The sequence below is a fragment of the Actinosynnema sp. CS-041913 genome (assembly GCF_050942485.1).
Classification (GTDB): domain Bacteria; phylum Actinomycetota; class Actinomycetes; order Mycobacteriales; family Pseudonocardiaceae; genus Actinosynnema.
Genome location: NZ_CP192037.1, coordinates 2263495 through 2284466 on the forward strand (window position 1 = coordinate 2263495; position 20972 = coordinate 2284466).

Annotated in this window: 21 protein-coding genes; 10 read left to right on the plus strand and 11 right to left on the minus strand. The window is 68.1% G+C overall.

Annotated features, from left to right (window positions below):
- Positions 1–19 precede the first annotated feature (19 nt).
- From ACQPZF_RS11085 to ACQPZF_RS11095, 3 genes are all read right to left on the minus strand, one after another.
- Complete coding sequence (locus ACQPZF_RS11085; protein ID WP_433270904.1) at positions 20–1126, minus strand: winged helix DNA-binding domain-containing protein; 1107 nt, start codon at positions 1124–1126, stop codon at positions 20–22.
- Positions 1127–1128: 2 nt separating this feature from the next.
- Positions 1129–2160, minus strand: a complete 1032-nt coding sequence (locus ACQPZF_RS11090) for an aldo/keto reductase (RefSeq protein ID WP_433270907.1) — start codon at positions 2158–2160, stop codon at positions 1129–1131.
- Between the two features lie 229 nt (positions 2161–2389).
- The gene (locus ACQPZF_RS11095) at positions 2390–3388 is read right to left on the minus strand and encodes a helix-turn-helix transcriptional regulator (protein ID WP_433270909.1); all 999 of its coding nucleotides are present in this window, start codon (positions 3386–3388) and stop codon (positions 2390–2392) included.
- A gap of 114 nt (positions 3389–3502) precedes the next feature.
- On the opposite strand from ACQPZF_RS11095, the gene ACQPZF_RS11100 reads away from it, so the two are divergent.
- A complete protein-coding gene (locus ACQPZF_RS11100; RefSeq protein WP_433270912.1) occupies positions 3503–3970 on the plus strand; it encodes a VOC family protein in 468 nt (155 codons plus the stop codon).
- 424 nt (positions 3971–4394) lie between these two features.
- Here ACQPZF_RS11100 and ACQPZF_RS11105 read toward each other — a convergent pair whose 3' ends face one another.
- Both ACQPZF_RS11105 and ACQPZF_RS11110 read right to left on the minus strand, forming a co-directional pair.
- A complete protein-coding gene (locus ACQPZF_RS11105; protein ID WP_433270914.1) occupies positions 4395–5309 on the minus strand; it encodes a YwqG family protein in 915 nt (304 codons plus the stop codon).
- A 241-nt stretch (positions 5310–5550) separates the two neighbouring features.
- The gene (locus tag ACQPZF_RS11110) at positions 5551–6018 is read right to left on the minus strand and encodes a MarR family winged helix-turn-helix transcriptional regulator (protein ID WP_433270916.1); all 468 of its coding nucleotides are present in this window, start codon (positions 6016–6018) and stop codon (positions 5551–5553) included.
- A gap of 656 nt (positions 6019–6674) precedes the next feature.
- On the opposite strand from ACQPZF_RS11110, the gene ACQPZF_RS11115 reads away from it, so the two are divergent.
- The 4 genes from ACQPZF_RS11115 to ACQPZF_RS11130 all read left to right on the plus strand — a co-directional run bounded on the left by ACQPZF_RS11115 (position 6675) and on the right by ACQPZF_RS11130 (position 10410).
- Positions 6675–6866 (plus strand): FAD-dependent monooxygenase, encoded by a 192-nt coding sequence (locus ACQPZF_RS11115; protein ID WP_433270918.1) that lies wholly within the window; start codon positions 6675–6677, stop codon positions 6864–6866.
- A gap of 470 nt (positions 6867–7336) precedes the next feature.
- Positions 7337–8416, plus strand: coding sequence for a lipocalin family protein (locus ACQPZF_RS11120; protein ID WP_433270920.1), 1080 nt, complete (start codon positions 7337–7339; stop codon positions 8414–8416).
- Between the two features lie 1064 nt (positions 8417–9480).
- The gene (locus tag ACQPZF_RS11125) at positions 9481–9993 is read left to right on the plus strand and encodes a type I-E CRISPR-associated protein Cas7/Cse4/CasC (protein ID WP_433270922.1); all 513 of its coding nucleotides are present in this window, start codon (positions 9481–9483) and stop codon (positions 9991–9993) included.
- A 9-nt stretch (positions 9994–10002) separates the two neighbouring features.
- On the plus strand, positions 10003–10410 hold the full coding sequence (locus ACQPZF_RS11130; RefSeq protein WP_433270924.1) for a RidA family protein: 408 nt from the start codon (positions 10003–10005) through the stop codon (positions 10408–10410).
- A gap of 6 nt (positions 10411–10416) precedes the next feature.
- On the opposite strand, the gene ACQPZF_RS11135 is transcribed toward ACQPZF_RS11130, so the two are convergent.
- The 3 genes from ACQPZF_RS11135 to ACQPZF_RS11145 form a co-directional block, all read right to left on the minus strand.
- Positions 10417–10602, minus strand: coding sequence for a hypothetical protein (locus tag ACQPZF_RS11135; protein WP_433270926.1), 186 nt, complete (start codon positions 10600–10602; stop codon positions 10417–10419).
- A gap of 109 nt (positions 10603–10711) precedes the next feature.
- Complete coding sequence (locus ACQPZF_RS11140) at positions 10712–11401, minus strand: RDD family protein (protein ID WP_433270929.1); 690 nt, start codon at positions 11399–11401, stop codon at positions 10712–10714.
- A 300-nt stretch (positions 11402–11701) separates the two neighbouring features.
- Entirely contained in the window at positions 11702–13315 is a 1614-nt protein-coding gene (locus ACQPZF_RS11145; RefSeq protein WP_433270931.1) for an FAD-binding oxidoreductase, read from the minus strand.
- 372 nt (positions 13316–13687) lie between these two features.
- Between ACQPZF_RS11145 and ACQPZF_RS11150 the strand changes: the two genes are divergently transcribed.
- The 4 genes from ACQPZF_RS11150 (at position 13688) to ACQPZF_RS11165 (ending at position 16682) form a co-directional block, all read left to right on the plus strand.
- Positions 13688–14377, plus strand: coding sequence for a response regulator transcription factor (locus ACQPZF_RS11150; RefSeq protein ID WP_433270933.1), 690 nt, complete (start codon positions 13688–13690; stop codon positions 14375–14377).
- Entirely contained in the window at positions 14374–15165 is a 792-nt protein-coding gene (locus ACQPZF_RS11155; RefSeq protein WP_433270935.1) for a sensor histidine kinase, read from the plus strand. Before ACQPZF_RS11150 ends, ACQPZF_RS11155 begins: the two co-directional genes overlap by 4 nt.
- A 339-nt stretch (positions 15166–15504) precedes the next feature.
- Positions 15505–15879 (plus strand): hypothetical protein, encoded by a 375-nt coding sequence (locus ACQPZF_RS11160; RefSeq protein ID WP_433270938.1) that lies wholly within the window; start codon positions 15505–15507, stop codon positions 15877–15879.
- Between the two features lie 398 nt (positions 15880–16277).
- Positions 16278–16682, plus strand: coding sequence for a hypothetical protein (locus tag ACQPZF_RS11165; protein ID WP_433270941.1), 405 nt, complete (start codon positions 16278–16280; stop codon positions 16680–16682).
- Positions 16683–18012: 1330 nt separating this feature from the next.
- Here the strand turns inward: ACQPZF_RS11165 and ACQPZF_RS11170 are convergent.
- Complete coding sequence (locus tag ACQPZF_RS11170) at positions 18013–18705, minus strand: hypothetical protein (RefSeq protein WP_433270943.1); 693 nt, start codon at positions 18703–18705, stop codon at positions 18013–18015.
- Positions 18706–18761: 56 nt separating this feature from the next.
- Here ACQPZF_RS11170 and ACQPZF_RS11175 point away from each other — a divergent pair, with 56 nt between their 5' ends.
- Positions 18762–19496, plus strand: coding sequence for a MerR family transcriptional regulator (locus ACQPZF_RS11175; RefSeq protein WP_433270945.1), 735 nt, complete (start codon positions 18762–18764; stop codon positions 19494–19496).
- 451 nt (positions 19497–19947) lie between these two features.
- Here the strand turns inward: ACQPZF_RS11175 and ACQPZF_RS11180 are convergent, their stop codons facing one another.
- Positions 19948–20571, minus strand: a complete 624-nt coding sequence (locus tag ACQPZF_RS11180; protein ID WP_433270947.1) for a GOLPH3/VPS74 family protein — start codon at positions 20569–20571, stop codon at positions 19948–19950.
- 1 nt (position 20572) lies between these two features.
- Positions 20573–20968: a GntR family transcriptional regulator gene (locus ACQPZF_RS11185; RefSeq protein ID WP_433270949.1), complete on the minus strand. Its 396-nt coding sequence runs from the start codon at positions 20966–20968 to the stop codon at positions 20573–20575.
- Between the last annotated feature and the right edge of the window lie 4 nt (positions 20969–20972).

Here is a 20972-nt window from a genome sequence, read left to right on the forward strand (position 1 = left end):
CCGAGTCGGCCGGGGGTGCTCAATACGGCGCTGTTGCCACCAGGACGCCGCAAGCGCTGTTGTCGTTGCCCGAGATGAATGAAGCGAGTTCCCGGCCTTGCTCGGCGACGGCGATGTGCTCGGCCCTGGTGAACGGGCGCAGCGGCGTGACAGTCACGGTTCCTTTCGTCGCCGTCCACGTGCCGGCGACGCGACCGTCGACCAGGACGAAGCGTGCGCCGGTGACCGACAGGCCGCGGTGGGCGTCGTCGATGATCCGGCCGCGGTCGTGGTAGCCGAGCACCGCGTTGTCGAAGGCGGGGAGGAACCGGACAGGAGCGGGCGTGTCCGGGTCCGGCCGCGGCGCGTCGGGAAGGTCGAGCAGTTGCCTACCCCGTTCGTCGCGGAAGGTCACCAGCTTCTCGCGGATCGCCGCGACCGCGCTGGGTAGTCCGGCGAGCCCGCACCAGGCGCGCAGATCGGCCGCGGTGGCAGGTCCGAAAGCGGCCAGGTAGCGCATGATCAGTGTTTCGCCGACCGGATCAACGCCGTCCGGCGCAGGCGGGTCGATCTCCCGGCCCAGCCAGGAGGCGAGCGACGCCGTACGTGCGCCCGCCTTCGTCCGCCAGAGTCCGCGCGGTGGCAACTGGACAGTCGGGACGAGGGCGACGACCGCCATCTCGCCCAGCGCCCGCGCTCCGGCGGCAGGCCAGCGCGCGGCGAGTATCCGGCCGACTTCGGGCATCGTGCGAGGTTCGTCCTCGGCGAACACCACCCGGGCCGCCGCCGCGAGTTCTTCGAGGTTCACCCCGTCGAACTCGCGGCGGTAGACGCCGAGTACCCGTTGGCGCAGCATGAGGTCGTGGCGGGCGCGCCACTCCACGGCGTCCCGGGCAGTGACCAGGTGAACGGTGCGGCGCATGAGGTGGGTCCGCACTGCACGACGCCCGGTCAACAGATCATCCAGTGCCGCCGGGTCGAATGCGCGCAGCCGTGACCACAGCCCCACGAACGGTTCCTGAGGTTCCTGCGCTTGCACACCGCACAGGTGCGCCACGGCGTCGAGCACCGGCAGTTCGGCACGATCGAGCAGTAGCTGCCGAGCGAGCGTCGTCCGGTTGAGCGCCCGGATGCTCAGCACTGTCATCGTCAGGCCGCTGCCCGTTCAGCGGCGTGGCGACGGCGCAACGCCGGGTCTTCGAGAGCCGGTGGTGTGTAGGAGATGTCGAGCGGGCCGAGGTCGGTGCCCGGCGGCACGATCCGGTCGATCCGATCGAGCACCTCGTCGTCCAGGGTGGTGGTGGCGCCGGCCAGCAGGTCCTCGAGCTGCTCCACGGTCCGCGGGCCGATGATCGCGGAGGTGACGCCGGGGTGGGTCACGGCGAAGGCCATCGCCAGGTGGGTCAGCGAGAGGCCGGCGTCCCGGGCCAGCGGAAGTAGTTCCTCCACCGCGTCGCGCTTGCGCTCGTCGGTCATGTGCCGGGGCACCCAGTGCATCTTCCGCGGGTCCTGCACCGGGTCGCCCTTGCGGTAGCGGCCGGTGAGCAGCCCCATCCCCAGCGGGCTCCACACCAGCACACCCATGCCGAAGCGCGAGCAGATGGGCAGGATCTCGCGCTCGATGCCGCGGTTGAGGATGGAGTACGTCGGCTGCTCGGTGCGGAAGCGCTGCAGCCCGCGGCGGTCTGCGACCCACTGCGCCTCGACGATCTCCGAGACCGGCAGGTTGGACGAACCGATGGCGCGGACCTTGCCGCTGCGGACCAGGTCGGTCAGCGCGGACAGCGTTTCTTCGAGATCGGTCCGCGGGTCGGGGTGGTGGACCTGGTAGAGGTCGATGCGGTCGGTTCGCAGGCGCCGCAGCGAGTGCTCGACCTCGCTGATGATCCAGCGCCGCGAGCTGCCGCGGCGGTTGGGGTCGTCTCCCATCGGGCCGTTGACCTTCGTGGCCAGCACCACGTCATCGCGACGCCCCCGAAGCGCGGCGCCCACGATCTCCTCGGAGACCCCGTGGGGGCCGTAGACGTCGGCGGTGTCGATGAAGTTGATTCCCGCGTCCAACGCCCGGTGGATGATCCGGGCGCAGTCGTCACGGTCGGGGTTGCCGATGCCGAAGTTCATGGTGCCGAGGCAGTAGGGGCTGACCTGGATCCCCGTGCGGCCGAGTGGGCGCGTCCTCATTGCGGTGGTGTCCTATCACGTGTGGGCGGTGACCGTGGCCCGGGAAGACCACGCGCGGCGAGGGCGAACGCCGCTCCATACGCCCACTGTCTCAGCGGAAGAGGTCGGTTTACGTCCTCTACCCCGACGCGTGGGCAACACACGGGAAGGTCAGGCGCTCCTGGCGCGAACATCGCCGCCGGGAACAGATGGGAACTTGAAGCCCAGGCGCGATCCCGGCCGTGCCGGATCACGTGGTCCCCCCGGCGCGTGCGGCGCGGCGAGCCAGCTCGGCGAATGCCTCCCGCAGAGGCGGCGGACCGACCACCTCGATCTCGGCGTCGAAGCGCGCCAACCGCGCCGCGAGCGAGGCCCAGGACCAGGAACCGGTCCTCAGCCTGCTCCTTGCGGGACCGGCCTCTTCGACGACTCCGTCGCCGGCGAACGGAGCCACCTCGGTGACGGGGAGCCCGAGGATCACCTCACCCTGGCACGGCCACGCGTTGCTGCCGTCGGAACCCTTGAACCGCGCGGAAAGAAAGGTGACGACATCCCCACCGGGCACCTGCCGCGGGGTGAAACGCGGCCCGTTGGGAACGCGCAGCGTCATCCGGTCCACGCGGTGGATGCGCCAGTCCTCGCGTTCGGCGCTCCACCCGACGAGGTACCAGCGCCCGGCCCGGACCACCAGGTGGTGCGGCTGCGTCCGGCGGGGCCGCTGCGGCCCGCCGTCTTCGAGGCCGCCCGGTGAGCGGTAGTCGAACCGCAACTCCTCGCAGGCCCGGATGGCGTCACTGACCGCCAGCAGCAGGTCGGTGGCCACCTGCCGGTCACCTCCGCGCCCGCCCGTTTCGACGGCGGTGATCTCAAGGGCGTCGACGCGATGGCGCAGCCGGGACGGCAAGACCTGCCGCACGGTCGAGAGAGCCCTCACGGCGGCTTCCTCGATGCCCGCGCCCGTTCCCACTGCGATCCGCAGTGCCACGGCGAGCGCGATCGCCTGCTCTTCGTCGAACAGCAGCGGCGGCACCTGACTGCCCGCGTCCAACTGGTAACCGCCGTCCGGGCCTTTCACCGAACGGATGAGATAACCGAGCTCGCGCAGCCGGTCGACGTCGCGGCGCACGGTACGTTCGCTGACACCCAGCCGCTGGGCGAGCAGTGGTCCGGGCCAGTCGCGGCGTACCTGCAACATCGACAGCAACGCGAGCAACCGGCCGGACGTGGTCGTCGACGAGGAGATCGGCATGTTTCCCATCGTGGCACCACTAGCGGACATTCCCTGTCCGCTACCTCCATCACGATGATGCCGCCCGCCGGGAACCACCGACGGCGAACACCACTTCTCGAAGGACCACACACCATGTCGATCAACGCTGTCGCGCACCTGAACTTCCACGGCCAGGCCGGGGAAGCCTTGGAGTTCTACCGGTCGGTGTTCGACGGGAAAGCCACCATCGCCACCTACGGCGACTTCGGCATGCCCGCCGGGCTGCCCGACACCGGGAAGGTGGTGTTCGGCGAGGTCGTCGCCGACAACGGCTTCCGGGTCATGGCCTACGACGTGCCGGGAGGCAACGTCCCCGTCGCCCGGGGCGCGTCCACCACCCGCCGGGAGAACGGCACCACGATCACCGAGGAGCCCTTCTTCCTCTCCGTCCGTGGTGAGACGGTCGACGAGGTCACCGAGTACTGGAACCGTCTTGCCGACGGCGCGACGGTCATCGAGGCTTTCGGTCCCGCACCGTGGGCACCCGGCTTCGGCATGCTGACCGACCGCTTCGGCGTCACCTGGATCCTCGACGTGGCGGCCGGACACGGCCAGTCCTGAGGCTGCGTCGCAGAGGGGCGGGCGGCAGGTCCGCCCCTCTGCGACGCTGGGCACGGCTCGGCACGCGATGTGGCTCGGTCCGGGGGCGTTCTTGTGCAGCCGCACGGAGTGGCCGCTGTCGGAGAAGAAGGCTTTGAAGCGATGCATCAACTTGGTGTGTCGCCCCAAATCGGGGTCGGGGTGTCGTTGGATCCGGTGCCGCTCGATCGAGGTGGGACCACAGCGGACGGCACGCCGGCCGGCTGGGGTCCGGTGTGGACTGGCGTGCGTCGGGTTGCCGGGAAACCAGATGGGCGTGCTGCGGGCCCTTGCTGGTCGTGCCGCCGGGGTTGCCGCCCGGCGCTGACGATCGTGCCGATGAGGAAGCTGATCGAAGGCTCGTAGCGTCAGCGCCGAGCGCTGGGGTGGTGTCCGCGCTTCCCGCCTACTCGGTGAACATGGTGAACGACAGCGTTCGGTCAAAGCGCTTGTCGGCGAGATCATCGCGACTGACCAGGAAGCACCCGTAGTGGTGCTGGCTCCCCGTGTGGAACTGGGCGAGCGGCACCCATTCACGGGTCAGCCGGTACTTCTCCACCTCGCCCGGTTGGAACCGTTCCGAGTCCGGGAAGTCCGAGTCGTCAAGCTGGCTCGTGATGCCGATGTGTGCCATCTGCGTCCACGGGTCGTCCTGGCCGCCGATCTGCGAGCAGTACCCGCCGATGTTGATCACAGAGGACCGGTCGGGATCCGGCCAGAGCTCATCGACCAGCTCGCACAGTTCGTCTACGTGCTCCAGCTCGCCGAGCAGGTGCTCCTCGATCGCCGCGTCCAACTCGTCGAAGTCGTAGTCGTCCTCTTCGATCCACTCCGGCAGCTCCGGCTGGACCCACGCGGAAAGCGGGCATTCGGGGGCGAGGAACGGGATGTCCTCGTGGAAGGGCATCGCGCTGTCGTGGCCGGGCGGCGGTGACGCCACCGCCGTCTCCGTACCCGCCGGGACGTATACGACGCGAGCGAACTCCGGCACGTCCGTGCCGAGAGGAGCCGGCAGGTCGCCCTCGTGGTGCAGGAAGAAGAGCAGCGAGCCGTCCTCGGGCAGGGGAAGCCCTCCGACCCGCGGAAGGACCGCGCAGTCGACGGAAGCGATGAACGGCAACGGGTTTCCCCTTCCACTGCTCGGCCACTCCGCGCCCACCGGCAACCGGGGAAGCCCTCCCGTCTGACCGACGACCTGCTCGTCGTGGCCGGCGGAACCCAAGCAGATCGCGAATCGGAGCTGATCCGTGAACTTGTCGATCTCGTCGTTCGAGATGCCCCGATCGATCGCCGCACGGCGGAACTGTTCGTAGTGATCCATGGTGCGGCATGATCGCAGATGGTTCGGACCACTCGGCCCGGCCCACACAAGGTTGGTGCTCAAGGACTACCGCTAGACCGACAAGCTGATCAACACTCTGAAGCCGACCGACGTTCAGGGCATCCGATGCTTGCCACCAACCACTTCACGAGCAGAACCCGTTCAGCCACATACACGTGCAGGCGTGACTGCAGCGGCGAGACCATCTCGCACCACGCGCCGGAGGCGCCGCCGAAGGGCTCTACGCGCCGTGGACGGGCAAGGTGCCGGTGGTGCCCCTCGTGGCCTGGTTCGCTGTTGCCGCATCGGAAACGGAGCCGAGCAGGCGGGTGAGCAGATGGCGGTCGTCCGCGTGCAGCCGGTCGGTGAAGGGCGCGAGGGCCGTGCGGACCTCTTCTTGCACCCGTTCCGCGAGTTCGCGCCCCGCGGGTGTGATGAAGACATCGACCGCACGGCGATCTTCCGGCGACCTACCCCGTGCGATGAGGCCCCGCCGCTCGGCCCGTTCGACGAGACCGGACATCGTGGACTTGTCCAGACCCAGAAACGCCGCCAGTTCGGTCATCCGCGGCCGGCGGTCACGCAGGAGACCGAGCACCCGCAACTGCGTGAGGGACAGGTCGTGATCGGAGCCGATGCGGGTGAGCACGGCCATCACCCGGAACGACGCCCGGACCAGAGCGTCGGCGAGCGCATCGTCAGAACTCATGCCGCGATCCTACTTGACATAGTTGGTATTACCAACCAAACTCGGGGTAGTGCGTAATGCAAACCAAACCCGAGGGGGTGTCGTGCACGCCGCTGTCGTCACCAGCTTCGACTCCTCGCCGCGGTACAGCGGACACCCCGCCCCCGGCGTCGCGGCCGGGCACGAGATGGCAGCACCGGAGGAATGGCGGTGCTGATCGCCAGGAAGTTCGGTGCCACGCACGTGATCGCCGCCGGGCGCGACGCCTCCAGGCTCGACGCGCTGCGCGATCCGGGTGTGCAGCCCGTCCCGTGCCTCCGGCCCAGGTGACCGAGACATGGAGCGAGAAGACAGGTGACCGCATCGTCCGTGTCTCGCAGGACACCGGCCCACCAGTTCCCGACCCGTCCCAAGGAGAACCGTGCCCGTCCACAGTCATAAGCGTTGTCTCGTCGTCGGTCTCGGCATCAGCGGTCTCGCCACCGCGATCCGCCTGCGCCAGATCGGCTGGGAACCGGTGATCGTGGAGCGAGCACCTACGCCATCCCCGATCGGTCGGTGCGTGGCGGCAGGACCTACGTCGTCAACCGGGCCGGCCACCGCAAGCCCGGCCTGGGATTCGGAGACCTTCCCGGCGACCGGCGCATGATGCTGCGTTCGACGCACTCCCCAACGACGTGGAGATCCGCTTCGCGACCCAACCCACGAAGGTCGAGCAGGACGAGTCCGGTGTGGACGTGACCCTCGACCACAACGGCGCGATCACCACGGAACGGTTCGACCTCGTCGTGGGCGCCGACGGTCTGCGCTCCACCGTCCGGAAGCTCGGCTACGCCCCTACCTCACCGGCTATCAGCAGGCAGGCGTGAGCGGGCGGTCCTTCTTCACGCCCGACAACCGACGACAGATCGCACTTCGGCCGATCATCGCGCGCAGCGTCCGGCTTCCGCTGATCGGCGACGCCCTGCGACTCTCCAGGCCAACGGCAGGATCAACCGAGAAAGGGGTCTCGACATCGCTCGCGATTCCGTTGTGCCGTCTGGACGTACGAACCACCGGTAGAAAGCCCGCTTGTCCGCGTGAAGGCCCGGGAGATGCCGGACAGTGGAATTCGGGTCGTTCTTGACGGCCGCCGGCTCTGAACCGGCATGAGCGACGTGGTCGCCGGTCGGAGCGTTCGGATGGGACGCCCTCCATTACGTCGTCGGATTTCTTGTCGAGATGCGCTTGAGCTTGTGTGTAGTACCAACATAGTGTTGTTTGTGTTGCAAACTAGTGCCCGCCCTGTCGGCGGCGCCGTGCGACGGTAATTGTTCACTCAGATGCAAGGGGAGTATTCATGTCCACAATCAAGACCAGGCGCCGAGCGGTGGCCCTGGCCGCCGCGGCGGCGACTGTGGCGATCGGTGTGCCGATCAGCCCTTCCGTTCAGGCCGCTCCGTCCGCGGCATCCGCCGTCAGTCCGACCACGTCGGGAATCCCGGCCCTCGTCCACCCCGAGACCGACCTGGGTCGACACGCGCCCGGGCCCCAGCCGACCTGGTTCGACTCGATCTACTTCACCAGTTCGGTGCGGGCGAACGGCCAGGAATTCGGTCTGCAGGTCCACACGCGCATTCTCCCGAACAGGGGCGAAGCCGCGTACCGCTGGACGTTCTCGGTGATCAACAAGACCACCGGGTGGTACAAGGACCACGCCGCGATGGTCGAGCCGGGGGACTATCGGTGGAGCCAGGGCAAGCTCGACATCACAGCGCCGGGGCTGAGCTGGTCGGGTGACGCCGTTCGCCAATCGGTGCAGGTCGAGACGCCCTGGGGATCGCTCGACGTCCAACTGTCGCCGACCGGTCCTGTCATGAACTACGCGTCGACCGGTGTTTTCGCCCTGGCCGACGGCGTGCCGAACTACGAGTTCGCCCTCCCGGCGATGCGGACGTCCGGAACGCTCGTCGTCGACGGTGAGAAGCACCAGGTGAAGGGCTCCTCCTGGCTGGACAGGCAGTGGGGTGAGATGCCCACGTCGCTCGTCCGATGGACGTGGATGAATCTCAGCATGCCCAACGGCGACAAGGTCGCCATCTGGGACACGATCGGCACCGGGACCAAGCATAGCTGGGCGACAGTTCTGCATCCGGACGGCACCTACGACGTGGTCGACGTCGAGCCGCTCGCCTCGGGCGTTTCCCGCCGGTGGACGAGTCCGGCCACTGGCCAGACGTACCCCACTCGCTGGCGTATCCGGATTCCCGCCCTGCGGTCCGAGCTTGACGTGCAGGTCACCGGACACCCGGACCAGGAGATCGAAACTCCCGACGGGAGCGGCTACCTGGAAGCCACGGCGGCGTTCACCGGTAGGTACGACGGCAAGAACGTCCGTGGCGAGAACTACGTCGAGATGACCGGCGAGTGGAAGTCCTGACCACCGCCGGATCCTTCCTCACCTGACGTGTCGAAGGAATTGCTGAACCCGGCGTGGGGTACATCGGTCGCGTCGGTGGATGCGAACAACCGGTGTGCGGACCTGTCCCACGACGGGCTGGGCCGGCTGGTCGCGGCATGGCTTCCCGGGCACGACAAGGCGTCGGTGTCGGCGGACGCGGTGTTCGAGTACCACTACAACACCGACGAGCCGATTGTGGTGGTGTCCAAGCAGCGTCAGGACAACGGCACCTACCTGGCGGGGGCGGATTCGACGGGTCGTCGCAACACACTGATCAACTGGCTTCGGCCAGGAGCTTGGCGAGACGCTCGGCGTACGCCCTCTGCCTGCGTGGATGAGGTCATCGGCAGGCACAAGGTCGTGCCGCGCCCGGCCGGGTCGGGCCGGGCGTGTTCCGAAAACGCGTTGACCGGTTGTCGGCGGGGTGAACATCATGGGCGGCATGCAGCAGTGACCGGTGACGCCCAGAGGTCGACGGCGGGTTCGAGCAACTCCCCGCCGCCCTCCGCCGTGCCGCTCGAAGCCCGCACCGCGCGATCGGCGCGGGCCGCACGCCACCGGTTCCGAGGCGGTGCACCGCACCACGCCTCCTGCACGAGCACTGGAGTCCAGCAGCCATGAGCGACCTCCGCCGTACCGTCCTGCCCGCCGAACGTGTCGGGTCCGGCGTCGACCGCACAGCGCTCCGAATGGTCGACACCCTCGGCCTGCCCGCCGTCCGTGCTCCAAGGGCGCCTGTTCGCGAACGCATCCACGTCCCACTGCCCGGACGCGATCGGCGGCGGATGTTCGAGAGCGGGGAACACCTTCACGGTCCGTCGTCCGACCGCGGACGCCACGCCACCCGGCAAAGCCGCGTACGGGCCCGACGAGAGCGACACCTGGGCACCGGGACCCGGCACGCCGTGCTCCGCGCCCGCCTACGCGGCCGAGGTCGCCGCCGGCTGTGAACGGCTGCCGCCAAGGCACCTCGCCGACCAATCCCGTCAGGTCCGACAGTCGGAGGCCGTCACCCAGGACCAAGCTACCAACGGGAGTTCGTCATGCCCGCATGTCGTTACCTGGACATTCACGTGCTCCAGACCGTTCCCCCGTCGAACATCAATCGAGATGACGCTGGGAGCCCGAAGAAGGCACTCAACGGCGGTGCCCGCCGCGCCGGGTCTCCTCGCAGGCGTGGAAACTCCCCACCCGGATCGCCTTCGCCGAGCGGCTGCCCAAGGCGGACCTGGGCACCCGCACCAAGCAGATCTCGAACCTGCTTTTTGTGGTGGGCCGGGGGCGTGGGTCGGGTGTGGCCGGGTGGGTCGGTCGTGCCGGGCTTGCACGGGATCGGTTCGTCGGGGCCTACTACGACACCAGGAGAGCCGGCGGGAAGACCTCGACGGAGGCGATGCGCGTACTCGCACGCTGCCTGCGCAACGCCGTACTCGCCGACCGCCGGTCGGCGAGGTGCACAACAAGCAGTGCCCGCTCCTTCTCGCGGGCCCTTCGACGGTCGTGCGATCGGGCAGGGAGGCGACGACGTAGGGTTCCGCCCAGCCCGACCTAGTTGAGGAGAACTCGTGATCCGGCGTTGGAATCCCGAGACCGTGGCCGCACCCGCCGGGCCGTACAGCCATCTGGCGCACGTGTCCGCCGACCACGACGTGGTGGTGCTCGCCGGCCAGATCGGCACGCTGCCCGACGGCAGCCTGGCGGGCGAGGACTCGCTGTCCCAGGCGCGGGCCGTGTTCGCCAACATCGAGCGCCTGCTGGATGCGGCCGGCGTGGGGCCGGCGCACCTGGTGAAGCTGTTCAGCATGGTGTCGGGCACCGAGCACCTGCCCGGCTTCCGCACCGCGATGACGGAGACGTTCGCCCGCTGGTTCCCCGGCGGCGACTACCCGCCACAGACCCTGATCGTCGTCGCCGCCCTGGCCGCCCCGGCGTTGACCGTCGAGGTCGAGGCACTGGTCGCGATGCCCCGCTGACTCCGCTCAGAGTGTGTTCGAGGCGATCGTGATCAGCACCAACGGTGCCGCCGTCCGGTCGGGCTCGGCTTGGAGAGAGCGGGGATTGCTCTGGCGCGGTACGGCGACCTCGTGCCGCAGCACCAGCAATTCGACGTCCTTGGCCGCGGAGGACCGGCCGAGGAGCACCGGCCAATCGCCCTGGAGGCCCATGGGGCAGGATCGCCGCAGCTCAGCGTCCCAGTGCAGAGTTCCGGCACCTCACAAGCCTTGCCGACAGGCGTGCACGTTCGACGTGTGGTGGATACGAAGTACGGTGCGGTTACGTCGGAGGACATGGCGGCTTTTCCCCGTTGCCGTGCTCGGCCGTACCAACAGCCTCAGAACTGCTCTCCCGCACACGGACAAAGGTGGTGGTTTCTCGCGCACTCGCATTGACGTGGCTCACCAGCGACCAACCCTTGCCGGCCTCCACGGAGATCGACACCACTTGGGTACCTGTTATGCGATCGTGCCAGCCCGTGACGCTCTCCATGGCAGAGATGGCGACGAGCGCGACGCCCGACATCATGGCCAGTGAACTCATGCCCGCCACACCACCGGCGACGAGGCTCCAGCCAACTCCAGGTAGCAACGTTGTCAATCCTGCGCGCATGACTGCCTGGCGAACCGATGGTCGACGTCTCCCGCCGGTCCGATCGATTACCCTCAGCGAGACCAATGCTTTGCCGATTGTTCTACCCGCCCACACGTGCTGGCCCACGTCGACGCCGGCCGCAATGAATACCTGTGTCAACAGAGTCCCGGCCACCCACAGCGCGGCGTGAGCCGTGCCTTCTTGCATGTAGAACCGGACGGTCAACACCCACAGGGGACCGGTCAAGATGAGAATCAAGCTCCAGTCCATCGTGCGGGCCACCCAGCGGCGTGCAAAGAACGAAGACGGTCGGCGCTCCTGTGGGAATGGGCCGCTTGCCGGCGACGCGTCGTCGAATGTCTGGTCATTCTGCACGACCCCTGGGGGAGGCGTTGGCTCGCCGGAAGCGCCGACAGCGCTGCTGGTTTCCGCTCCGGCGCCTGATCGCCGCTGTGGCAGTCGGACCCCAAGGAGCCCAGCGAGCACCCGGCGGGTCGTGGAGTAGCCGTTAGCCGGAGGTGCTTGAGCCTTGGTAACGTGTTTGACGATCTGAGCTGAGGCGGGTGAGAGATCGTCGCTGTTGCTACTGGTTGAGCAGGATTCGCTTGCGTGGCAGGGCCAAGCTGGCTCGATCGTGAACGTTCCCCTCCACCAGCGCGATCAACAGGGTCGTCTCTAGTGCGGCAGTGTGATCGACATGGCGTGGCGGAACACGTCGCGCGGATCCCATCGCAGCTTGACCTGCTGTAGCTTCCGGTAGTTGTCCTTGTAGTACAAGGTGTGCCACGGAACTCCGGACTTGTTCCACTTCGGATCGATGGTGTCGATGTCCGGATAGTTGATGTAGGAGCCGTCGTTCACGCGGTTCGGGACCGGCACGCCTCCGGTGTCCCGGTACATCGCGCTGTACCAGCGTCGGATCCAGTCCAGGTTCGCTTGCTCGCTGTTCGGATCGGTCCAGGTGACGGTGTAGACCACTTTCATGATGCTGTCCCGCTGGGACATGGCGGTCGCGTCCGGCGCCACGGTGTTGACCTTGCCGCCGTAGGACAGCAACAGCAGCAGCGCGCGCTCGTTGTTGTGATCCGTGCTCGTCAGGTGGGCGTAGGCGGTCCTGATCTGCTCGTCGGTGAATCGTCTCCGCAGGTAGGCCGCTTTCGCTTTGAACGTCCCGGATTCATCGGACTGGCTCAGCGACCCGGCCTTCACCGCCGCCAGCCACGGCAGCCGATGGGGCGGCCGTACTGTGATCGTGCCCGGGACGCCCTCGGTGATCTCCGCGAGGTAGTCGCGCAGCAGCCGGTCGGCGCCGGGCAGGCTCCCGTCCAACATGGCCACCATGGCGAACCCTCCGGGGTCGGCGCCCGTGTTGCGCCGGCTGATCAGCATCGGGCTGAAGAGGCTGGCGTAGCGGGAGTCGGGCGCACTGTTCCGCTCGTGCCATTCGCCGTAGTTGCGCAGCAGCCGGTGGAAAGACTGCTCGGTGACCTCTCGCCAACTCCACCCGATCGTTGCGCCCAGGGTCGTGGCGGGCGGCTTCGGCAACAGGCGGGTGGGGTCGTTGCCGGTGGTGCCGGGCGAACGCATCCAATACCGGGTGACCACGCCGAAGTTCCCACCCCCGCCGCCGGTGTGCGCCCACCACAGGTCCCGGTTGTCGTCGCCGGGCTCGTGGGTCGCGACCACCGCCCGCGCCCGTCCCGAGCGGTCCACCACGACGACTTCCACGGCGTACAGGTGGTCCACCACCGAGCCGAACTGTCGGGACAGCGGACCATAACCGCCACCTTGGATGTGGCCGCCTGCGGCCACGCCCCCGCACTGCCCGCCGGGGATCGTGACACCCCAACCGAGGTAGAGCCGCTCGAACACCGACCACAGGCCGGCGCCAGGCTCGATCATGAACGCGGTGCGGTGCCGGTCGAACGTGACCTGCCGCATCGCGGACATGTCGATGATCACCTCCGCGCCGTCGCCCACGAAGTTCTCGTAACAGTGCCCACCGCTGCGGACGGTGATCCGCTTCCCCTGCCGTACGGCCTCGTCCACTGCGCGCACGACCTGCTCGGTCGTGGTGGGCAACCGGAAACACGCGGGCCGGGGGAAGAACCGCTCGCTCGTCCGGCGCAGCACGAGGTCTTCGTAGCGAGCGTCGCTCGGCGCGATCACGGCCGCGTCGCGCACGCCTTGCTCCATCGTCACGGCCGCGTCGGCCGGACTTCCGACCAGCGCGGCACTGCCCAGGGCCGCGGTGCCGGCGATGAACCCACGACGGGTGGTACCAGACATCGTTTTCCCATCTCTGTGTTGGTGTGCCGGGGAAAACGCTAGGAGCAGCCGGCCGGGGACACCATCGGCGTGGGTCGACCGTCAGGCAACCGGCAGGGAACCGTCAGGTTCGGATGTGCCGGGCCGCCCCGCGCGGACGGTGCGACGCGGGGCTGTTCGGACCACGATGGCGGGGCGGCACCGGCGATCGCCTTCCGGGCCAGGGCACGAGTGGCCGTCACGCGCCGGCGCAGGCCGTGATCTTCGCGGCCTCGGTGCCGAAGGGTGACGTCGCGCTGGGGCCCGTCACCATTGCGTCGGTGGTGGGTGCGCGGCTCACCGGAACTGCGGCGGGGCATCGTCCCGCCTCCGTCAGGATGGTGTGATGGGGACGTGGACCTCATTCTGGTGGTGGATGACGACCCGGGCCTGCGAGAGCTGTTGCTGTCCGCATTGCGTTTCACGGGGTTCGAGGTCGAGGCGGTCGGCGACGTGCCGGCCGCGCTGGCCGCGATCGAGGCGCGCACGCCCGACGCGATCGTGCTGGACGTGATGCTGCCCGGCACGAACGGCTTCGACCTGCTGCACCTGCTGCGCATGCGGGGCATCCACGTGCCGGTGATGTTCCTGACTGCCCGCGATGAGTTGGACGACCGTGTGCGCGGGCTGCGCCTTGGCGGCGACGACTACCTCACCAAGCCGTTCCACGTGGTGGAGGTCGCCGCACGGCTGGAGGCACTGCTGCGGCGTTCCCGCCGCGTGGCGCCGGCGATACCGGAGGGCATGTGGCGCTGCGGCGACCTGGTGATGGACGAGGCCCGGCGCGAGGTGACCCGGGACGGGCGTCCGGTCGAGCTCTCTCCCACCGAGTTCCGGCTGCTGCGCTACCTGTTGGCCAACTCCGGGCGGGTGGTGTCCAAGGCCCAGATCCTGGACCACGTCTGGCAGTACGACTTCGGCGGCGACACAGGCGTGGTCGAGCGGTTCATCTCGAACCTGCGCCGCAAAATCGACTCCGGTGGGCCTTCGCTGATCCACACCGTGCGGGGATTCGGCTACAACCTGCGGGCGGTGGGGGAGTGAACCGGCCCTCCCGGTGGCGGCTCGCCCTCGTCCTGCTGCTCGCCGGACCGGAAGCCGCCATCGCCACCGCGGTCAAGGGGGCTTTCGACGCCCAGCGGCGGGCCCAGGACCGGCTGCGCAGTTTCGTCGCCGACGCCGGCCACGAGCTGCGCACGCCGCTGGCGACCATGCAGGGCTGGATCGACCTGTACGTCCAAGGAGCCCTGCACGATCCCGACCAGCTCGACCACGCCATGGAACGGATGCAGGCCGAGGTGGGCCGGATGCGGCTGCTCGTCGACGAACTGGCGTTGCTGGCCCACCTCGACGCGGCCCGTCCGCTCAACCGCGAGCCGGTGGACGTGGTCGCGCTGGCCGGCGAGGTCGTCGACGACGCCCGGGTCGTCAGCACCGACCGGGCCATCAGACTGCAAGCCGAGGCGGAAGCGGTCATTGACGGGGACGGCCCACGCATCCAGCAGGTCTTGCGCAACCTCGTCGGAAACGCGGTCCAGCACACCAGACCCGGCACGCCGGTCACGGTCATCGTCACCCGCCGGGACGCGGAAGTGACGATCGCGGTACGCGACGACGGCGACGGGATCGAACCCGAGCACCTGCCGCACGTCTTCGAGCGCTTCTACCGCGCCGACCCCAGCCGCCGCCGCGACAACGGTGGCTCATCAGGTTTGGGCCTGGCCATAGTAGAAGCGATCGCGACCGCACACGGCGGCACGGTCGGCGTCACCTCGACACCCGGCCAGGGCACCACAGTCCGAGTCACCCTTCCCGTCGACAACACTCCCTGACCCGCCGTGACCGACCGCATCAAGGCGGACCCTGCACTCTCCAGCTTCGCCGACCCGACGCCACGTGTCCTCCGGCGGGCAGCCCGACCGGCATCCGACGCTTGACGAACAGAGGCGTCCCAGCCGACGCCTCGACGCACACCGGGCCTTCGTGGCAGTCACATTGAGCATGTTCGGGTGACGCATGGTTGACACTGTGCGGATGGTCCGGTGTCGGCGGCCGACTGGGGCCTCACCATGTGGGGCGTGGACAGTGGTGAGGTGTACGTGCAAATTCCTGGCGGAACGCCAAGTCAGGACTCCATCGGCAACCTGTGTGACTGACTACCGGAGTAGACGATGACTGATGCCCCTTGGTCGAGGGCGGCGCTGCGGGTTTGGGCTGATGGATCGTCAGTCGGTGAGATCGCCCGGAGGATCGGTATCCCGTCCGCCGACGACTCGACGAAGTTCTGGTACGTCGAGCCGGGTGGCGATGGTCCGCGACACCTCGACGACAGGTTGAAGCTGGTGAAGGGTTTCATGGCCGGCAATCGGGAGGTGCTGAAGTCGTTGGCCGCTACGGCACCCATCGATCTCATGGTGTCGTGGAGCCCGAAGGATGGCCAGGACGGGCTTGTGCTGGAGGCGGAATTGGTCGCTCTCCTGGCAGAGTGCGGGGCGTACGTCGCGATGGACACTTACGTGGAGTCGGACAGTGCCGAAGGGCTCTGACGCACACCTGGGACGGTCCCGTCGGCGCCGTTCGGCTCGTGGGACGGCGGAGACGGCGGAAGTCGACGAAGGGCTTGATGCCCTGAACGGCAGGCGCAAGGCAGCGCCTCCTCCGGACATTCAAATCGAACCGGGCAATGGGGCTATATGTTCCGCAGGGCTAAGCCGCACTCCCACAGCACGCCCCGGTCCGATTAAAACCCGCGAGAATTGGCACGGATCGGCGTCCACGATACGCCGGCGGGTCGACAGTTGATCGCCGACCACTTGCGGCACGCAGTGAAGGCCAGTAGTGACATCACTGGGTCTTGGGTCAACGAGCATGGTGCCTTCCAGGCGCGGGAATCACTGATAAGCGGGCCTGGGGCTTTCTACTGGTGGAGTCCTCCTGGGGAATCATGGCTGACGGTACACTGCGGCTGACTACCATAATCCCGAAAGGCTGGTTGACGCGTATGTCTGATATCGGTGTTCCGGCCGAGGGTGATTTCATGGAAGCTTTCGGTGCTACGCCGGTGCTGCTGGCTGGAGGTGAAGCGACTTATCTGGTCGAAGTGGCTTCGGGCGGCCGTGAGCTTCTACTCAGTTACGACGTGGTCGAGCGGTCGGTTCGAGTGAAGATACGCGATGGCGCGATGGACTCGGTTGATCTGTACTACGAGGGTCTCGATACGATTTCACTAACCGGCGGAGGATCTACTGCGGGCTTGACTGTCACGCTGTCAGGCACCGGATATCTGGTGCGAGTCCACGTAGCTGTTTTTCCGATACTCGGTATCCGTTCGGAGGTGCTGGCTGGCTGAGTCGATTGGAAGTGCGAGTCGCTATGCGACGATCCGGGCATCCGCTGCTCACTGGCGTCGTTCTTACGCCTGGAGTCAGCACTGGACCCTGCAGTACGACGCCGCAGGTAACAGCCGGGGGGTTCGCCAACGACTACAGCGGCCTGTTCTTGTCGTTCGCCAAGTCTGACAGCACGTGCTCCGCGATCGCCACGCACAGTGACGATGACAACCGCGCAGTCCCCTGGGAATAACCGAAGCGAGACACAGGGTTCGTCCTGGCAGTGGTACTTGTCGGACCGACTTCGCGCCTGTCGCGTTCAGCGTTGCCGGTGGGTGGCCCGACCTGATCGGCCACTACGGCTCAGCAGCGACTCGGACAGGTTCGGCGAGTCCCGGGCCCTCGTCCACGACCAATCGACCGGCAAGGAGATCACCCTGCCCGAACCACGACCGGGCACCGCGTTCGTCATCTCACCCGTCATCAGCCGCGACGCCGGGCCGGCCGTGGTGGAGGAACGCTGTCCGTGGGGGGCGGACTGCGGCCCGATCGGCATCTACGCGATCTCCCTCCGGGCCTGCTGCCCGAACGCGGCTGATCGCGAACCGGGTGATCACGGCACTCCCGCCGGGTGTGCTAAGGGGACGGCGCCCGTTGCGCAAAGCGCTGCGACGGCGCCGTTCCCGCAGTCGCGGGCTGAAGTCCCCGCGAGGGGTCTCGCTCTCGCGTGGCCGCTCCGGGTGGTGCGGGTGATCATGGGTGAGGACATCGAGTAGGAGGAGCGGTCTGCACCTCGACCTCACCGGCGGGACGGCTCTGGTCACGGGCTCCACGCGGGGCATCGGCGAGGCCATCGCCGCGGATCTGGCCTTATGTGGGCCCCGGACGGCACCGCGCTGCTATGGGATACGGCCACAGCGCCCGATCGACGACTTCAGCCGCGGCGAGAAGAACGGCAAGGTGTTCAGCGTGGCGCTGAGCCCGGGGCGGGCGCACACTCGTGGCCGGTGCGGCGACAGCGAGACACGACTGTGGGACATCACCGAGGACCGGCGACCGAGCCGTCGAAGACCGGTGTCTACGAACCTTCCAGCCATTCCCGGACAACTCGACCCACCGGAGAAAGGGCCGGACTCGTACTCGGGCCCCGACCGGGCGAGGTAGGCCGTTGGGCGGGACGGCAGAAGCCGGTCCCTCTCCCGACGACCCCCTCCCCAACCGGATCTGACGGTTTCCCGATCATCCGGGTTTCCAGTGACTTATGTGTGGTTGTTGTGGTTTGGCCGCGCGTGGAGGTGTCGTGGCCAGGACGGCGTATCGGTGCTTTTCTTCCGTACGCACGGTGATCGATCAGCTCGACGCCACGTCCGGTTCGCGGGATTGCGACCCCACGCGCAGCTCGCGCCAACCCAGTACGCCGTACCAGATCATGATCGGCAGGTGTAGGGCGTAGCCGAGTTGTTCCTGTGTCGCAGAGGGGCCGTTGATCCCGGTTGTCCAGGGCAGCACGACGGCTGCGAGGCCGGACAGCGCGGCGACCGCTCCGATACGGCGCAGGCCGGCCGTGAGGGGGAGGTAGCGGACAGCAGTCGCGGTGGCTGCGACCCAGAGCAGGCCGGTCAGGTTGACTGCCCACTTGGCGGTGAGCAGGACCGCTGTGGCGACCGTGACCGTCGTGGCGTCGCCGGCATCGGCGGCCAGTTGGGTCAGTGCGAGGTTGCCGGCGTCGTGGAGCATTCCGGTCAGCCCGGCGCCGAAGAGCAGTCCGGCCGGTAGCAGTGCGAGGCGGGGCCCGGTTCTGGCGGCCATCGCGAGTGCGCTGCCGGTCAGGGCGACCCAGCCGACGACATCAAGGCCCAGTTCGATCAGGTGCAGGCCGGGGCGGGCTGCGACTGCGGCCAGCGCGGCGGCGGGTTCGGCCGGATTCAGGGTCAACCCTGATGGCACGACTATGGCCGCACTCGCGATCATTGCCGTCAACGAGGTCAACAACAGGACGCCCGTGAGTCGGGTCGCCGCAGTGTGGTCGTGGGTGGAGTCCATGTCGGCGACCGTAGGAACCTGACGCACGGGCAAGGTCAACCCCGAGGAGGAGCACGATGTGGCGCATCGGGAAGCTGGCGCGGATGGCCGGGGTCTCCGACCGGACCCTGCGCCACTACGACAAGATCGGTCTGCTGAACCCGGCCGCGGTGGACCGTGCCACCGGCTACCGCTGGTACGGCGTGGCAGAGCTGACCCGGCTGGAACGCATCCGCGGACTTCAACGTCTCGGCTTGTCGCTGCGCCAGATCGCCGAACTCGTGGATGCGCCTGATCCGCAACTTCGGCAGGCGCTGGCCGGCGCACTGGACGTTCTCCGCCGTGACATCGCGACCATGTCCGCAGCCGTGTCCGCAGCCGAGGACCACCTCGCAGTACAGACCTCGATCCTGCCCCAGCAGACCACGGTGGGTGTGCGTCGTCTGCGCGTTCACTACACGCGGGTCGGCCACCCGTCCGAGCTGGGCGTACGGTGCCCGGCTCCGGCCACGCTGCTGACTTGGCTGAGCGGACTGCCCGCAGACGGCTTCGCCGCGGCCTGGACGACCGGGCACGGGGGCGAGAGCCTCACGCTGCCCGCACGCGATGTGGTGCGCGCGGTGGTCCCGCCCACGAGCGACGTGGTGCGCACCGGCCGGGAGTTGTTCGACTGGCTGCGCCGCCAGGACCTCGCCATCACGGGACCAACCCTGGAGGAGCACTTGGTCGACGCCGAAGGTGTCGGTGCCACAGTGCTGGAAATCCCGGTACAGCACCAGGTACAGCGATCCTCGAACGTCGGACCGGCATGACGTCCACTCCCTGGTCGCGAATGTGTTGCACGGCGTGAGGGTCGGCTTCGACGCCGGTGAACAGCAGGTCCACCGACTCGGGGGCGGCGATGGGAGCCAACGGGTTCAGGTGCTCGTACTGGTCAACGCGGACCTCCCGCCCTCGGCCTCACAGGCCGGGTGAGCGGGTACGCACACAAGACCGTCTCCGGCCCGGTCGTAGGGCGAGGCTCCCAACGGTTCGACGAACAGCCCCTGCTCGCGAGGTCGACGCGACCGCCCGCTCACACGGATCCACGCTCCCGACGTACATGTACTGGTCGAATCCGATGTGGACGAAGAACCGGTCCTCGACTTAGTGGCGGCAACACGTACCGTTGTCGCGCAGCATGGCGCACACCGGTTCCCGCCCTCTCCGGGGTGACCCGCGCACCGTCGTGGAACCCGGACAGGTCGGGTGGGAACAACCCGACTAAACCTCACCGACCGCAGCGGCCTGGATCGACTTGTGCAGGGCGGGGCCGATCGGTTCGCTGAGCTCGGTGAGTTCCTGGATGCGCTGTTTGTTGGCGCGCCTGGTCTTACGGTCGAGGACGAGCCTGAGGTCGCCGGCGGCAATGATGGCCACGAGTGCGGCGTCGGCGGGGTCGATGCTGCTGATGGGTTCATGCAGGGCGGTGTCGACCCGGCCGAGGAGTTCCTTGCGGACGCGGAGGTCGCGGATGGTCACCTTGGTGGTGTGGAACAGCCCGAGGGTTTTGTGGGGTTGGAGGTGGACCCAGCCGTCATCGTCGAGCTGTTGGCGTACCGCTCGGACGGCGGCGCGCTGCCGGTGGCCGATCCAGGACTGCCAGGTGTGTGGCTTGGAGCCGGCGATCTCTTCGAGGAGCGCGTCGAGGACGGGATCGTGGCAGGGGCGCCGGACGTCGATGGCGGCGTGGCCGCGTTCGTCGGTGAGGTGGCCGCCCCGGTAGAGGTCGGCGAGGGCCGCGGCGCGGAGCATGGCTCCCAGGTTGGCGCCTGGGCCGACCCTGCCCTTGTCCGGGTTGTAGGCCAGCAGGAAGATGCGCTGGGGGAGGCTGTGGGGTACGGCCATGTCACGCTTCTTTCGGGCCGCGTGTGGCGGGCGATACTGCGATGCCCATGGTCAGCGCTGCTTGCACGATGCGGATGGCCTCGTTGGTGTCGATGCCGAGGCTGGCGATGACGGCGGCGTAGTCGGCGGCGGCGCGGCTTGCCCGTTCGCGTCCCTTCTCGCCGGCCGTGGACACGAACGAGCCGGCCGATCCACGGGTCTCGATCAACCCTGCCTCCTCCAGCTCCCGGTAGGCCCGGCCGACGGTGTTGACGGCCAAGCCGAGGTCCGCGGCCAGACGGCGGATGGTCGGCAGTCGGGTGCCCACGGCGAGCGTGTGGTCCTGGATCTGCCGGGCGAGCTGGGCACGGAGCTGCTCGAACGGCGGGACGGGCGAGGCCGCGTCGATGACGATCATTCGG

Excerpts from the sequence above, each read along its gene's own strand:
- ACQPZF_RS11085 (WP_433270904.1), bottom strand. The coding sequence starts at position 1,126 with ATGACAGTGCTGAGCATCCGGGCGCTCAACCGGACGACGCTCGCTCGG.
- ACQPZF_RS11090 (WP_433270907.1), bottom strand. The coding sequence starts at position 2,160 with ATGAGGACGCGCCCACTCGGCCGCACGGGGATCCAGGTCAGCCCCTAC.
- ACQPZF_RS11095 (WP_433270909.1), bottom strand. The coding sequence starts at position 3,388 with ATGCCGATCTCCTCGTCGACGACCACGTCCGGCCGGTTGCTCGCGTTG.
- ACQPZF_RS11100 (WP_433270912.1), top strand. The coding sequence starts at position 3,503 with ATGTCGATCAACGCTGTCGCGCACCTGAACTTCCACGGCCAGGCCGGG.
- ACQPZF_RS11105 (WP_433270914.1), bottom strand. The coding sequence starts at position 5,309 with ATGGATCACTACGAACAGTTCCGCCGTGCGGCGATCGATCGGGGCATC.
- ACQPZF_RS11110 (WP_433270916.1), bottom strand. The coding sequence starts at position 6,018 with ATGAGTTCTGACGATGCGCTCGCCGACGCTCTGGTCCGGGCGTCGTTC.
- ACQPZF_RS11120 (WP_433270920.1), top strand. The coding sequence starts at position 7,337 with ATGTCCACAATCAAGACCAGGCGCCGAGCGGTGGCCCTGGCCGCCGCG.
- ACQPZF_RS11125 (WP_433270922.1), top strand. The coding sequence starts at position 9,481 with ATGCCCGCATGTCGTTACCTGGACATTCACGTGCTCCAGACCGTTCCC.
- ACQPZF_RS11135 (WP_433270926.1), bottom strand. The coding sequence starts at position 10,602 with ATGGGCCTCCAGGGCGATTGGCCGGTGCTCCTCGGCCGGTCCTCCGCG.
- ACQPZF_RS11145 (WP_433270931.1), bottom strand. The coding sequence starts at position 13,315 with ATGTCTGGTACCACCCGTCGTGGGTTCATCGCCGGCACCGCGGCCCTG.
- ACQPZF_RS11160 (WP_433270938.1), top strand. The coding sequence starts at position 15,505 with ATGACTGATGCCCCTTGGTCGAGGGCGGCGCTGCGGGTTTGGGCTGAT.
- ACQPZF_RS11165 (WP_433270941.1), top strand. The coding sequence starts at position 16,278 with ATGGCTGACGGTACACTGCGGCTGACTACCATAATCCCGAAAGGCTGG.
- ACQPZF_RS11170 (WP_433270943.1), bottom strand. The coding sequence starts at position 18,705 with ATGGACTCCACCCACGACCACACTGCGGCGACCCGACTCACGGGCGTC.
- ACQPZF_RS11175 (WP_433270945.1), top strand. The coding sequence starts at position 18,762 with ATGTGGCGCATCGGGAAGCTGGCGCGGATGGCCGGGGTCTCCGACCGG.
- ACQPZF_RS11180 (WP_433270947.1), bottom strand. The coding sequence starts at position 20,571 with ATGGCCGTACCCCACAGCCTCCCCCAGCGCATCTTCCTGCTGGCCTAC.
- ACQPZF_RS11185 (WP_433270949.1), bottom strand. The coding sequence starts at position 20,968 with ATGATCGTCATCGACGCGGCCTCGCCCGTCCCGCCGTTCGAGCAGCTC.